The following is a 12,745-nucleotide window of genomic DNA, read 5'->3' as shown; positions in this document are numbered from 1 at the left end:
AAAAGCCGGCGCGTGTCGGGTCAGCCGCGCTCGCCGAGCAGCGCCGAGCGGCCGAGCAGCGCGAACAGCAGCCCCGACGCGCACAGCGAGATGCCGGTCAGCAGCGCCGCATACGGCGCGGCGGCGGCGAACGCCATCGTCGACGTATCGGCCCACACCTGGGTCGCGAGCGTTTGCGTGTCGAGCGGCGACAGCAGCAGCGTCGCGTTCAGCTCGGTGACGACCGAGATGAACACCATCGCGGCGGCCGCGCCGAGCCCGGGACCCGCGAGCGGCAGCACGACGCGCACGAGCGTTTGCGTCCAGTTCAGGCCGAGCGCGCGCGCGGTTTCCTCGAGGCGCGGCTGCGCCTGCATGAACGCCGCGCGCACGCTGACCAGCGCGACCGGCATGAACAGAATCGCGTAGGCGACGATCAGCAGCGTAGCGCTTTGATAAAGCGGCTGCAGCGCATGCACCGCGAGCGACACGATCGCGAGCGCAATCACGAGCCCCGGCACGCCTTGCGCGAGAAACACGGTGCGCTCGAACAGCGTCGCGAAACGGGTCGGGTAACGCACCAGCAGAAATGCGAGCGGCACCACGAGCAACGTGGTCAGCACGGCGGCGGCGAGGCCGAAACCGAGCGAAGACATCGTCGCGTTCCACAGCAATTCGGGCGAGACATCGGCGGGCGTCACCGCCGCCGCGCCCGGCTGCGTGAGCCAGAAGCCGATCATGCCGAGCGGCACGCCGAGCGTCGCGAGCGTCAGCAGCGCAAAGCCCGCGACGACGAGCCAGCGCCACGCACCGAGCTCGTAGCGCAACACCGCGCGGCGCGTGCCGCGATCGACGCGCTCGTAGCGCGCCGCGCCGCGCACGCGAAACTCGAATGCAAGCACGACGAGGCAGATCACGATCAGCAGACACGCGAGCAGCGATGCGCCGCCGGCGTCGAAGCTGGTGCGGAATTCCGCGTAGATCTGCGTGGTGAAGGTATGAAAGCGCAGCAGCGTGAACGCGCCGAACTCCGACAGCACGCCGAGCGCGACCAGCAGCATGCCGCCGAGCAGCGCCGGACGCAGTTGCGGCAGCACGACGCGCACGAAGCTGGTCCAGCGGTTGCAGCCGAGCGCGCGGGCGCTTTCCTCGAGTGCCGGGTCCATGCCGCGCAGCGCGGCGGCGACCGGCAGATAGACGAGCGGAAAATACGCGCAGGTCAAGACGAGCAGCGCGCCGTTGAAATCCTGCAAGTCCTCGCTCAACGACACCCACGCGTAGCTCGAAATGAAAGCCGGCATCGCGAGCGGCGCGGCGCACAGCACGGCCCACGCGCGCCGCCCCGGCAGATGCGTGCGTTCGACGAACCACGCGGCGGCCGTGCCGATCACCGCGCAAACGAGAGTAGTGGTGAAGGCGATCAACACCGTATTGACGAGCAACTCGCCGACGAGCGGCCGCCAGATCAGATCGAGCGCGTCGCCGATGCCGAAGCTCGCCGCGCGCCAGAACGTAAACGCAATCGGCAGCAGCACCAGCAAAGCGCTGAGTGCCGCCGCCGCAAGCAGGCCGCGCGGCGCGCGCGTGCGTGCACGCGCCGGGGCAGGGGGGGCAGCCGGCGGACCGGCTGACAGGGCTTCGCTCATTTACAGCAGGCCTGCCCGACGCAGCAGTTTGCCCGCCTGGCTATCGTCGCCGAGCTGCTGGATCGTCAGCGTGGGCGGAGTCAGTTCGGCAAACGGTTTGAGGACCGGGTCAGGCGCGACACCCGCATGCAGCGGGTACTCGAACATCACGTGGCTATTGGCCATCAACTGCTGCGCGCGTTCGCTGACCAGGTACGCGAGAAACTTCTGTGCGCCGTCCGGGTTGTGCGCGGACTTCAGCACGCCCGCGCCCGAGACGTTGACGAGCGCGCCGGCGTCGCCGTGGCTGAAGTGGTAGATCGCGCTGCGGGTTTTCGCATCGCCGATTTCCGCATGCAGACGCGACCAGTAGTAGTTGTTGATCAGACCAGTCGCGACCGCGCCGCGATTGACCGCGGCGACCAGGCCTTCGTCGTCGTCGAAGATCTGCGAGTTGGCTTTCAGGCCCTTCAGCCACGCGAGCGTCTGCTCGTCGCCCTTCAGTGCCAGCACCGCGCTCACGAGGGGCAGGAAGTCGGCGTCGCTCGGCGCGATGCCGACCTTGCCTTTCCATTCAGGCTTCGCGAGGTCGAACACCGATTGCGGCAGTTGCGACGGCTGCAGCTTCGCCGTGTTGTACGCGAGCACGCTCTCGCGCGCGGTCACGGCGACCCATACGCCGCTCGGCGAATTGAAGCGCGCCGGCACCGCGCCGAGCGTCGCTGCGTCGACCTTCGCGAGCAGACCCTTTTCCTCCAGCAGCATCAGCTCCGGCGAGTTCTCGGTGAAGTACACGTCGGCGGGCGAGGCCGCGCCTTCCGCGACGATCTGCGCGGCGAGCGCCGGGCCTTCGCCGTTGCGGATTTTCACCGAGATGCCCGACTGCTTTTCGAAGTCCTTCGCGAGCAGATTGACGACCTGCTCGTGCTGCGCGTTGTACAGCGTGATCGATGCCGCATGGGCCGCCGACGGCATCGTCGCGAGTGCGGTGAGCGACAGCGCGGCCACGCTGCCGAGTGCGCGCAGGCGGGAGGCAAACCAGGAATGAGCCATGTTGCAGAAGTCCGTTCAGATTGTGTTTAGTGAGCGAGGCGCTGCGCGCCCGGCGTGCTTCATGTGCTTCATCACGCTTCGAACAGCCCCGCGCCGACATACGAACCCGACTTCGCCCCGGGCGGCACGACGAAGATCGCGCTGCCCACGTGGGTCGTGAACTGGTTCATCATGTCGAACTTCGCGAGGCGGTCGTTGATCGGGATGAAGCCGGTGCGCGGGTCGCTCTGATGCGCAATGAAAATCAGCCCCGCGTCGTACTCGGTTTCCTGCCGCCACGGCGGCCAGCGCTCGATATAGAAGTTCGTGCCTTCGTTGTACGAATACGAGCGCCGCAGAATCTGCGCGCCGTTGTTGCTCGCCTGATTCGACAGACGCACGTGCGAGTTCTCCGGGATCACCGGATCGCCGTCCTTGTCCTCGGCTTTCAGGTCCACCGCGTCGAACTCGTTCTTGCTGCCGATCGGCGCGCCGCTGTACTTGTGGCGGCCGAACACCTGTTCCTGGAAGCCGAGCTCGGTGTTGTCCCAGTGTTCGAGCGTGATGCGGATGCGGCGCACGACCGTGTAGGTGCCGCCTTCCATCCACGGCGCGTCGTTGGTGGCGCGGGCCCACACGAACTGGTTCATCAGCTCGGGTTTCGCGGTCGACGGATTGTTGGTGCCGTCCTTGAAGCCCATCAGATTGCGCGGCGTCTGGCCGCGCGGACCGGACAGGAAACCGGCCTGGCCCCAGCGCATCGCTGCGACGCCGTAGGCCCGGCGCGACAGTTGGCGCACCGCGTGAAACGCGACCTGCGCGTCGTTCGCGCATGCCTGGATGAACAGGTCGCCGCCGGTCTTCTCCTTGATCAACTGATCGCCGTTGAAGCGCGGCAGATCGACGAGCGCGACGGGGCGGCGCGACGCGAGCCCATAGCGGTCCTTGCCGTCCTTCGTGAAGAGGCCGGGGCCGAAGCCGAACGTGATGGTCAGACCGTTCGGGCCGAGGCCGAGCACGTCGCCGGAATCGGGGGCGGGCTGGTCGTCGCCGGCGGGCATCGCGAAGGCCGTGCCGCCTTGCGTCAGGCGCGCGGCTGCTTCGGTCCATGTGCGTAGCAGTGCGATCACGTCGTCGCGCTTGTCGGTGGTCAAATCGAGCGCGGCGACGTAGGTGTGGCTCTGCTGCGGTGTGACGATGCCGCCTTGATGCGGACCGTAGAACGGCTCGACCGCGAGCTGCGGATCGGCGTTCTGCGCGCTATGCGCGGGCGCCGTCGCGAGCGCGGCCGGCGAACTCGCGAGGCCGGCGCCCAGCGATGCACCGGCGGCGACCGCCGCGCCACCCGCTTTGAGAAAGCCGCGTCGTGACGGCCGTGGGGGTTGATCGTTTGTCATGGTCACTTCACCTTCCTGCAGCCTGCGTGGGTGCCGCTTACTTCGCGAGCACCAGCGTGTTCACGTCGTCTTCGACGTAGTAGAAGCCGTCGCCTTCGGGCGTCATCGCGATACCGAACAGGTCGCCGTTGCCGGGGGGCGATTGCGCCTTGTCGGTATCGATCCAGCGTGCGTATAGCTGCTTGCCGGTCGCCGGGTCGATTTCGACGACCTGGCCGTTCAACGCGTTGGTCACGAGCAGGTGGCCGTTGGGCGCGGTGGCCATCGCGAGCGGACGATGCAGCAGGCCGTCGGCGCTCAGCTGGCGGCCGACGCCCGCGCTGGTGTCGCGCGTGAGCGGATCGTCGATTTCGGTGATGCGGTTGCCGATTGCGTCGGACACGTACAGCAGTTTCTGATCGGCCGACAGTGCGAGCCCGGTCGGCCCGACGAGGAACACGCCCTTGTCGGCCTGCGCGCCGAAGCCGCTGCCGATCACGGTTTCCTTCTTCGCGACGGGCGGCTTGCCTTGCGGTACGTCGAGGTCGATGCGCAGCACGGTGGCCTGCTTGAACACGGGCGGATTGCCCTCCGCGCCGCCGACGCCGAAGCCCGCGTTGCTGACGAACAGCGTCGCGCTCGCGCCGTTGTCGACGACCGCCATGTTGCCCCACGGGTCGTTGATGTTCGGCGTCGAGATCGTCGAGGCGATCTTGCCTTGAGGGTCGATCACGATCAGGCAGCCGGCGCCTTTGGTGCCGGTCGTGCCGTCGTTGCTCGGCGTGCTGCCGACGATCACCCAGCCCGACTTCAGCATCGTCATTGCGGTCGATAGGCCGATGCCGCCCGGACATTCCTTCAGATCGCGCGGCACGGTCGCGAACACCGTCATCTGTCTGGTGTCCGGGTGATAGTCGACGATCGAGCTGCCGGTGCCCTGCAGGTTCGTCGAGTTGTTGAAGTTGCCGACCAGCACGTCGCCTTGCTTCACGGTGCCCGCGCTGACCGGTGCGACCACGAGCGCGTACGGGTTCTGGTCGCCGTTGTCGGGGACGGTGTTGATCAGCGTCGTGTGATGCTTGATCGTTTCAAGGAAGCCTTGCGGCTCGGCTTGCGCGGGCGCAGCCATCGTGAGGGCGGCAGCGCCGGCCATCGCGGTGAGCAGGGCGCGCGCGGCGCGCGGCGCAAACTTGCGCGTGACTGGGTTCACGATTGGGCCTCCGTGCGGGCGCACAAAGCGGGAGTGGCGGTGACGATCGAAAGCATGGGAAGTGCTGGTCCGGTTGCGTGGGGTGGCATGTGCTTGCGTGGATGAAAGCGCGCGGCGGGCGGCATCAGAAGTTGATATTGGTCCGCACGCCGACGACCAATGTATTGCGCAGCGGCTGCGTCGGGTCGTTCGGGTTCTGGCCCGCACCGGCGTTGAACGTGTATTGCGCGTCGGCCTGCACCTGCCACCACGGATTGATCTGGTACTGGTACGTCGCCTCGAGCGTGGTTTCGCTGGTGCGCACGCCGTACGGGCTGCCGTTGAATGCCAGGAAGTCCTCGTCGAGTCCGTTCACGTGACTGCCGACCTTGATGTAGGTCAGCGCGAGGCCGGCGCTGTCGTTGTCGCGGCCCTTGAACGGCGCCTTCAGCACCACGCCGAGATTGGCCGCGACTTGCACGAGATTGCGATCGCCCGGCGCGCCCATCACGCGCGCGAACACGCCGAGGCTGCGCGGTTCGTCGGGGTCGGGGCGCCACACCATCTGGTCGGCGACCGCATAGAAGCTGTAGTTGCCGCTGTGATTCGCGGCAATGCCGGTCGACGCAGGATTCGCGAGCGATAGTCCCATGTTGTCGAAACGCCGATCGGCGAATTTGTTGGTGTTGTACCAGACGCCGAGCTTGTAGGTGCCCGGCAGACCGCCGCCGCCCGTGCCGACCATTTCGCCGTCGGACGGCTGGTTGATCGCGTACTGCAGCTCGCCGATCCACAACGCGCCGTTATGCAGGTTGAAGTTCGTGCCGCTCATGTTGTTCGGGTTGTTGCCGAGCGGATCGCCCGAATACACGCCGGCCAGCGCGGTCAACGAAGGGGTGATCTGGCCGCGCACGCGCACACCCAGACCCGCGAGCGGATAGGCGGGACCGCCCGACGGCAGGTCGTACGAGGGCAGCGCGGGCCAGCCGAACATCGTGTTGAGGAACAGCGCCGCATACGTGCTCGTGATGAATTCCTGGTCGAGACTCTGCTGACCGATCTTCACGTCGACGCGTTTGTTGAGGAACGACTGCTGATACCAGAGCTCCCACAGACGCGTCGCGTTGTCGGCCTCGATGCCGCTCGCCGTGTTCAAAGTGCCGAGCTTGTTCGCGCTCAGGTTCGAGCCGTGAATCTGCAGCGCGCTGACGTTGAAGAGGCCGCCCGGCAGGCCGAATGCCTTTTGCGTATCCATCTGCAAGGTGGCGGTGGTCAGGCCGTCGTAGTCGGCGCCGCGCGCGAGACCGCCGCGCAGATTGGCCAGCACTTCGCTGGTTTCGGTCAGCGTGAAGGTCATGCCGTACCTGCCGAGCCACGGACGCAGGCCGCCCATGTCGCCGAGCATCTGCTGACGATTCCAGAAACCGGTCCACTGGTTGGTCTGCGTCGCCTGAATGTTCAGGTCGGCTTCGGGCGCTTCCGGGTTCGCATCGGGATTGGCTTCGGCCAGCGCCGCGTGGCTGGTCAACGAGGCCCACGCGAAGGCCGTGCACAGTGCGACGCGCCGCATCGAAGGCAAACGCGTACGATGAATTGCGCCGGTACCTGCCGAAGCGTCGCAAAAGGAACGCGCGTTGGCGCGCAGTCCATTGAGTTGGGCGAACTTCATCGAAATCCTTATTAGTGTTGTTTCGTCCGATGCCGAAGCAGCTGATGGCGAGATCGTACGCAGGCCATTTGCGAGAGTCAACACAAATGAGAACGATTCGCATCAAGATTACTGGCATGTAAACCCGGGATTTACGGACTGCTCGTAAAGCGCATGAAGGTGTAATTCTTTAGTAATTGAGGCGTAATGAAAGAGTATTGATGTAGTCAGACCGAACGCACGAAAGGGTGAGGTGTCGAAGTGCACGAGTAACCCCGAAGGTCAAAGTGAGGAGGTCGAAATGAGCAAGCGCATTCTTCTGGTTTCGTTGCTGGCGAGTGGCGGTCTGTTGTTGGGCGGCGCCGCGCACGCGCAGTTGAATCTGAAGCAGTTCGGTATCGGCGGGGGCGGTGACAGCTCGGCCGGTGCCGGGGCGTCGTCGGGCGGCGTGTCGCAGCTGCTGCAGAGCTATGTTGGCGCGAACCAGCAGGTGCTGAGCGGGCAGTCGAGCCTCGCGTCGGCGATGGGCATGACGAGTGCGGCCGGCCAGGCGCAGCAGGCGGCGGGGCTGCTCAGCGGTGGCACGCCGTCGGTCAGTCAGTTGACGCAGGTCGGCAGCACACAGCAGTCGCTGTCGCAGAAGCTCACCGATGCGTTCGCAAATCATGCAAGTGGCGGCGCGTCGGCGACGCCGGTCAACAAGGAAGCGTTCACCCAGGGGCTGTCGTCGCTCGGCAAGGGAGTGAGCCAGTATTCGAGCTTGCAGTCGGGGCTTGGCAGCCTTGGTCAGATGAGTCCGTCGTCGCTGCTGCAATCGGGCCTCAATCCGCAGACCGCGCAAAGCGCTTCGTATATCGCGCAGTCGGCGCCGGGGCAGTTGCAGTCGCTGATGTCGACGCTGAGCTCGGCCGTGCAGTTCGCGTCGAGCCACGGTATTACGGTGCCGTCGATCGCGACGTCGGCGTTGAAGGGCATGTAGGCGCGTTTCGCTTCGCCTCGCGCGATCGATTCAGCGCGAAAGCGCTATGATCGCGTCGAACCCGCTACTCAACTGGAATTCCGCCGATGTCCCACTCTGTCAATCTGGAAAACTACTTCACCCGCATCGGCTATCAGGGCCCGCGCGCCGCCACGCTCGAAGTGCTCCGGGCGATTCACCTGCTCCATCCCGCCGCGATCCCGTTCGAGAACCTGAACCCGCTGACTCGCCAGCCGGTCACGCTCGAGCTCGCAGCGATCGAACGCAAGCTCGTGATCCAAAAGCGCGGTGGCTACTGCTTCGAGCAGAACATTCTGTTCGCGAACGTGCTGATGCAACTCGGCTTCAAGGTCACGCCGATGCTTGCGCGCGTCATATGGGGCCGCGAGCCCGGCACGATCTCGCCGCGTACGCACATGGTGCTGCGTGTCGATATCGACGGCGACGAATGGATCGCCGACGTCGGCTTCGGCGGCGTCACGCTGACCGCGCCGCTGCGCCTGACCGCCGGCCTTGCACAACCGATTCCGCTCGGCACGTTCCGTCTCGCCAACGCGGGGCACGACACCGTCTATCTCGAGGTGCTGGCGCCGGACGAGAGCTGGTCGCGCGTCTATCACGTCGATCTGCGCGCAGTCGAGTGGGTCGACTATGAAATCTCGAACTGGTACACGTCGACGTCGCCCGATTCGAAGTTTGTGAATAACCTGCTGGCGTGCCGCGTGCTACCCGAACTGCGCCTCGCGCTATTCAACGATCAGTTGAACGAGCGCGACGCGCAAGGGCAGATCGTCAGCGAACGGCGCCTCGCGAGTGCCGCCGAACTCGCCGACTGCCTGCGCGAGCGCTTCGGCTTGAACCTGGAGGACCTCGATATCGCCGACGTGTTCGAGCGCGTGCGCACGCGTGATGCGTCCGCATAACACCAGCCCATGAGGGAGCCGCGATGGTCGCACGTCTGATCCTGCAATCGCTGGCCTGGCTGGCGTTCATGGGCGTGCTGCTGTTCGGCGCGGCCGGCACGCTCGCGTGGCCGGCCGCGTGGTGGTATCTGCTGGAGCTGGTGGTGTTGAGCCTGTGGGTCGGCTTGTGGCTCGCGCGTCATGATCCCGCGCTGCTCGCGGAGCGGCTCGCGCCGTTCGTGCAGGCGCAGCAGAGCCGCTGGGATCGTGTGTTCATGGTCGCGATTGGAGCCGCGTGGTGCGGCTGGCTGGTCCTGATGGGCTTCGACGCGATGCGGTTTCGCTGGTCCGGGCCGCTGCCGTTGTGGCTGATGGGCTTCGGCGCGCTATGCGTGTTCCTGTGCATCTTCATGTGCCGCTTCGTGTTTCGCGCGAACAGCTACGCCGCGCCGGTGGTCAAGGTTCAGGCGAGCCGCGGGCACAAGGTCGCCGACACCGGGCCTTACGCGTACGTCCGTCATCCGATGTACGCGGCCGCGCTGGTGTTCTTCGTCGGCACGCCCTTGATGCTCGGCTCGTGGTGGGGGCTTGTGGCGCTGCCCGTGATGGCGTACGGCATGGGCTGGCGCGCGGTGCGCGAGGAGCGGCTGCTGGCCGAGCAACTCGACGGCTACACGGCGTACATGGAACGTGTGCGTTACCGTTTCGTGCCGTTCATCTGGTAGCGCGTCCAGGTGGTCTCGCCGCCGTCGAAGCGGGTAAGATGGCTCCCGGCCGCCGGAGAACCGGCCACGGTGTACCTGATGTAACACCGGCGAATCACCGATGAGGTTTGGAGTGAAAACAACTACACAGGCGCGCATCGCGCCCGCCGCACAGGCCGAGCAGAACCAGGACGCCGCCGATCGCAACCGCGACACGCCGGTCAAGGCGATGCCCGCCTACGAGCAGATCAAACGCTACGTGCTCAAGCGCATCAGCGAAGGCGCATGGAAGCCGGGCGGACTGATTCCTTCCGAAACGGAGCTGGTCAAGGAGTTCGGTGTCGCGCGCATGACGGTGTCGCGCGCGCTGCGCGAGCTGACCGCCGAGCGCGTGCTCACGCGCGTGCAAGGCTCGGGCACCTTCGTCGCGCCGCAGCGATATGAATCGACGGTGCTGGAGATCCGCAATATCGCCGATGAAATCGCCGCGCGCGGTCATCGTCATTCGGCGCGCGTGCTGACGCTCGAACCGAGCGACGACGCCGATGCGCTCGAAGCGCTCGGTCTCGCGAGCGGTCCCGCGTTTCATTCGTGCATCGTGCACAGCGAGGAGGGCGAGCCGATTCAATACGAGGACCGTTTCGTCAATCCGAAAGTGTTCCCCGAATATCTGCAACAGGACTTCTCGGTCGAAACACCGAATCACTACATGGTGCGGCTCGCGCCCGTGCAGCGTGCCGAGTTTCGCATCTATGCGCAGAAGCCCGACGCCTATGTGCGGCGTCATCTGATGATGGATATCGGCGAGCCGTGTCTGCTGCTGTGGCGGCGCACGTGGGTCGGCGAGAACGTCGCGACGTCGGTGCGGCTATGGCATCCGGCGTCGCGGTTTCATCTGGCGGGGACCGTGTAGCCCGGTTGCTGAAGCACGCTTTATCCCTGCCGCTGCGACGTATCCGGCGAAAAGCGGCAACCGAGCCGGTAGCGCGAACCCGGATGCACGAAACGCGCGAACGTCACCGCGACGCCGCTCGTCCACGTGCGGCGTGTCAGCGTCAGGCACGGTTCCTCCGCGTGAATTTCGAGCAGCTCGGCTTCGGCGGGCGTCGGCAGCGCCGCGTCCACGACGTGTTCGAGATCGTGCATCGGCACGGCCGTCAGCAGATACTCGGACGGCTTCAGCGCCGAAAAATCGTGCTGCAGAAAATCCGGCGCGACGGCCGGATTCACATAGCGATCCTCGAGCTGCACCGGCAGGCCGTTCTCGCGATGCACGCAGACCACATGAAACACCGAAGCGCCCGGCGCCAGCCCCAATGCGTTCGACACCGTGACCGATGCGGTCTCGCGCTGCAATAGCACCATGTCGCAACGATATGCGTGGCCGCGCGAGCGGATCTCGTCGCCGATATGGGCGATCATCAATAGCGTGGATTGCGGCTTGTTCGGTGCGACGAAAGTGCCGACGCCCGATACGCGGGTGACGAGCCCCGCGTCGGCGAGCTCGCGCAGCGCGCGGTTGACCGTCATCCGCGATACGCCGAGCGTCCCGACGAGATCGAGTTCGGAGGGCAGACGATCGCCCGCCTGGCGTTCGCCCGAGTCGATGATCTGGCGGATGTGCTGCTTGACCTGCTCATAGCGCGCGGCGGGCGCCTCATCACTGCCGCGCGCGGTTCTGGCCGCGGCGCGGGCCGCGCTGGCGGAGAATTTGCCGTGAGGCTTGTTGCGAGCGGTGGTGCTCATAGGGGCTGGGTGTCGTCGGGGCCGCGCGTCCAGAACGCATTGCGGTCGAAATAGTTTTGCAGAAACTGCCGCAGACGCGGCTGCGCGGCATCGTGAAACACGTCGCGCGGCTTGCCCTGCACGGCAATGCGGCCTTGGTCGATGAACATGACCTTGTCGGCGACCTGCGCGGCGAAGCCCATTTCGTGCGTGACCACGGCCATCGTCATGCCGTCGCGCGCGAGCTGCTTCATCACCAGCAGCACTTCGCCGACGAGCTCCGGATCGAGCGCCGAAGTCGGTTCATCGAACAGCATGATGTGCGGCTCCATCGCGAGCGCGCGTGCAATCGCGACGCGCTGCTGCTGACCGCCCGACAGCTTCGCCGGATACGCATCGCCCTTGTGCGCGAGGCCGACTGTCTCCAGCATCGCGTTCGCGCGGCGGCGCGCTTCGTCGTTCGACAGGCGCCGCACGCGCAGAAGCGCTTCCATCACGTTGCCGAGCGCGGTCATGTGCGGCCACAGGTTGAACTGCTGGAACACCATGCCGACGTTGCGGCGCACGCGGTTGATCTCGCCATGCGACGCGCGCACGCGTTTGCCGTTGCGCTCGGTATAGCCGAGCAGTTCGCCTTCGATGCGCACGTCGCCGTGATCGTAGGTTTCGAGCGCGGCGAGGCAGCGCAGCAGCGTGCTCTTGCCCGAGCCCGACGGCCCGATGATGCAGACCACTTCCGAGCGCGCGATCTCGAGATCGATGCCGCGCAGCACCTCGACATCGCCGAAGCGTTTGCGCAGATCGCGCACTTCGATCAGCGGCGCGGCATTCGATGCGTTCGCCGTTGCGCTGGCGGACGGCGCGGATGATTGCGCGGGGGAGTGCATGTCGGCGATGGCGTTCATAGGGGGTCCCGGAATCATGCCATGAAGCGTGCGAGGCGGGCTTCGGCCCACATGCCCGCGCGCGAGGTCAGCTCGACCAGCGCGAGATAGCACACGCACAGCACCAGCAGCGTTTCGACGAAAGCGAAGGTGGCCGAGCCGATACCGGTCAGCACGAAGGTCAGTTCGGGCACCGTGACGATCGACAGCACGGCCGTTTCCTTGCTCAGCACGATGATCAGATTGGTCAGCGCGGGCACGATCAGCACCAGCATCTGCGGCGCCTGGATGCGGACGATCGCCTGCCAGCGCGTGAGCCCGAGACACGACGCCGCTTCGAGATGACCTTTGGGCACCGACTGGAAGCCGGAGCGGAACGCCTCGGCGAAATACGCACTGCCGTAGAGACCGAGGCCGACGATGCCGGCCGTCATCGGTTCGAGCGTGAGCCCGATCGACGGGCCGCCGTAGTACAGCAGAAACAGCTGCACGAGAAACGGCGTGCCGCGCAACAGTTCGATATAGACGCGCAGCGCGGCGCGCAGCCAGCGTCCGCAGAACAGTTGCAGCACCGCGATCAGGAAGCCGATCACGAGACCGATCGCGACGCCCGCGGCCCAGCTGCCGAGCGTCGTCGCGAGACCGGCGGCGATAGGCTGCAGGTTGTGCGTGATGACGGTCGGATCGAACGTTTGCATGGCG

At 65.9% G+C, this 12,745-nt stretch carries 12 protein-coding genes; 4 read left to right on the top strand and 8 right to left on the bottom strand.

What is annotated here, in order from left to right; genetic code table 11:
• Positions 1–20 precede the first annotated feature (20 nt).
• The 5 genes from AB3X96_RS23985 to AB3X96_RS23965 form a co-directional block, all read right to left on the bottom strand.
• Positions 21–1,625, bottom strand: a complete 1,605-nt coding sequence (locus tag AB3X96_RS23985; RefSeq protein WP_368591684.1) for an ABC transporter permease — start codon at positions 1,623–1,625, stop codon at positions 21–23.
• A complete protein-coding gene (locus tag AB3X96_RS23980; RefSeq protein WP_368591683.1) occupies positions 1,626–2,657 on the bottom strand; it encodes an iron ABC transporter substrate-binding protein in 1,032 nt (343 codons plus the stop codon). It abuts the gene before it with no gap.
• 71 nt (positions 2,658–2,728) lie between these two features.
• On the bottom strand, positions 2,729–4,033 hold the full coding sequence (gene efeB, locus AB3X96_RS23975) for an iron uptake transporter deferrochelatase/peroxidase subunit (protein ID WP_368591682.1): 1,305 nt from the start codon (positions 4,031–4,033) through the stop codon (positions 2,729–2,731).
• A 37-nt stretch (positions 4,034–4,070) separates the two neighbouring features.
• Positions 4,071–5,165, bottom strand: coding sequence for a hypothetical protein (locus tag AB3X96_RS23970; protein WP_368591713.1), 1,095 nt, complete (start codon positions 5,163–5,165; stop codon positions 4,071–4,073).
• Positions 5,166–5,346: 181 nt separating this feature from the next.
• Positions 5,347–6,870 carry a carbohydrate porin gene (locus AB3X96_RS23965; RefSeq protein WP_368591681.1) on the bottom strand — a complete coding sequence of 508 codons (1,524 nt, stop codon included), beginning with the start codon at positions 6,868–6,870 and terminating at the stop codon, positions 5,347–5,349.
• A 280-nt stretch (positions 6,871–7,150) separates the two neighbouring features.
• Here AB3X96_RS23965 and AB3X96_RS23960 point away from each other — a divergent pair, with 280 nt between their 5' ends.
• The 4 genes from AB3X96_RS23960 (at position 7,151) to hutC (AB3X96_RS23945) (ending at position 10,347) form a co-directional block, all read left to right on the top strand.
• Entirely contained in the window at positions 7,151–7,828 is a 678-nt protein-coding gene (locus AB3X96_RS23960; RefSeq protein WP_176123170.1) for a hypothetical protein, read from the top strand.
• Between the two features lie 86 nt (positions 7,829–7,914).
• Entirely contained in the window at positions 7,915–8,751 is an 837-nt protein-coding gene (locus tag AB3X96_RS23955) for an arylamine N-acetyltransferase (protein ID WP_368591680.1), read from the top strand.
• Between the two features lie 23 nt (positions 8,752–8,774).
• Entirely contained in the window at positions 8,775–9,455 is a 681-nt protein-coding gene (locus tag AB3X96_RS23950; RefSeq protein ID WP_176105683.1) for an isoprenylcysteine carboxylmethyltransferase family protein, read from the top strand.
• A 112-nt stretch (positions 9,456–9,567) separates the two neighbouring features.
• Complete coding sequence (gene hutC / locus AB3X96_RS23945) at positions 9,568–10,347, top strand: histidine utilization repressor (protein ID WP_368591679.1); 780 nt, start codon at positions 9,568–9,570, stop codon at positions 10,345–10,347.
• 20 nt (positions 10,348–10,367) lie between these two features.
• Here the strand turns inward: hutC (AB3X96_RS23945) and hutC (AB3X96_RS23940) are convergent, their stop codons facing one another.
• From hutC (AB3X96_RS23940) to AB3X96_RS23930, 3 genes are read right to left on the bottom strand one after another with little or no spacing between them, the layout of a single operon-like run.
• Positions 10,368–11,180: a histidine utilization repressor gene (gene hutC, locus AB3X96_RS23940; protein WP_368591678.1), complete on the bottom strand. Its 813-nt coding sequence runs from the start codon at positions 11,178–11,180 to the stop codon at positions 10,368–10,370.
• Entirely contained in the window at positions 11,177–12,064 is an 888-nt protein-coding gene (locus AB3X96_RS23935; protein WP_281374980.1) for an amino acid ABC transporter ATP-binding protein, read from the bottom strand. The genes hutC (AB3X96_RS23940) and AB3X96_RS23935 overlap by 4 nt, the downstream gene beginning before the upstream one ends.
• A gap of 14 nt (positions 12,065–12,078) precedes the next feature.
• Positions 12,079–12,741 carry an amino acid ABC transporter permease gene (locus AB3X96_RS23930; protein WP_368585298.1) on the bottom strand — a complete coding sequence of 221 codons (663 nt, stop codon included), beginning with the start codon at positions 12,739–12,741 and terminating at the stop codon, positions 12,079–12,081.
• Positions 12,742–12,745 lie beyond the last annotated feature (4 nt).

Source organism: Paraburkholderia sp. BR13439, from assembly GCF_040948805.1.
Lineage (GTDB): Bacteria > Pseudomonadota > Gammaproteobacteria > Burkholderiales > Burkholderiaceae > Paraburkholderia > Paraburkholderia youngii.
Note: the sequence above shows the minus strand (reverse complement) of the source record. Positions and strands in the feature narration are given on the sequence as shown.